The 1,286-nt window shown below is 72.2% G+C and carries 1 protein-coding gene; it reads right to left on the bottom strand.

All coding sequences use genetic code 11. The features are described from left to right. The coding region (locus ACGF12_RS38620) for a type I polyketide synthase (RefSeq protein ID WP_393041363.1) at window positions 1–1,286 on the bottom strand (1,286 nt) is incomplete at both ends.

The raw sequence follows: 1,286 nt of genomic DNA on the forward strand, positions 1-1,286 counted from the left end.
GACACCGACGGCCTCCCGGCCCTCGGCCAGGGCGCGCAGCCCGTCCAGGAACCCGTCCCGGTCGGAGGCGACCACACCGGCCCGGTGCTCGAACACCGAACGCGTCGTCGCCAGCGAGAACGCCACGTCCACCGGACGGAGTTCCGCGTCCGCCTCGACGTGCTCCAGCAGCCGCTTAGCCTGGGACTTCAGGCCCTCGGCACTACGCGCCGAGAGCAGCCACGGCAGCGTGCCGGGCTCGATCTCCGCCTTGAGGGCAGGGCTCTTCCGGACGGGGGCCTGTTCGAGGATGACGTGGGCGTTGGTGCCGCTGACGCCGAACGCGGAGACGGCGGCGCGGCGCGGCTCGCCGGTCTCCGGCCAGGCGGTGGCCTCGGTGAGGAGTTCCACTGCGCCGGCCGACCAGTCCACCTCGGGCGTCGGCTCGTCGACGTGCAGGGTCTTCGGGAGGAGGCCGTGCTGGAGCGCCATGACCATCTTGATCACGCCGCCGACACCGGCCGCGGCCTGGGTGTGGCCGATGTTGGACTTGAGCGAGCCCAGCAGCAGGGGCTGGTCGGCCGGGTGCTCCTGGCCGTAGGTGGCGATCAGGGCCTGGGCCTCGATGGGGTCACCCAGGCGGGTACCGGTGCCATGAGCCTCGACGGCGTCGACCTGGCCGGCCGTCAGGCCCGCGTTGGCCAGGGCCTGGCGGATGACGCGTTCCTGGGAGGGGCCGTTGGGGGCGGTGAGGCCGTTGCTGGCGCCGTCCTGGTTGACCGCACTGCCCCGGACCACGGCAAGGATCTGGTGGCCGTTGCGCTGGGCGTCGGAGAGCCGCTCGACGAGCAGCATGCCGACGCCCTCGCCCCAGCCCGTGCCGTCCGCGGCGGCCGCGAAGGACTTGCACTGACCGTCCGCTGACAGGCCGCGCTGGCGGCTGAACTCGATGAAGAGGCTGGGCGTCGACATGATCGAGACGCCGCCGGCGAGGGCGAGGTCGCACTCGCCGTTGCGCAGGGCCTGCACCGCGAGGTGCAGGGCCACCAGCGACGAGGAGCAGGCCGTGTCGACCGTCATCGCGGCGCCTTCGAGGCCCAGCGAGTACGCCACGCGCCCGGAGACGGCCGCGGTCGCGTTGCCGGTGAGGTAGTAGCCCTCACTGCTCTCCAGCGAGTGCTGCAGGTTGGAGGCGTAGTTCTGCGAGGAAGCGCCGGTGAAGACGGCGGTGCGGCTGCCGTGGAGGTTGGTGGGGTTGATGCCGGCGTGTTCGAGGGCTTCCCAGGAGGTTTCGAGGAGGAGGCGTT

The sequence above is a fragment of the Kitasatospora sp. NPDC048296 genome, from assembly GCF_043201815.1.
Lineage (GTDB): Bacteria > Actinomycetota > Actinomycetes > Streptomycetales > Streptomycetaceae > Kitasatospora.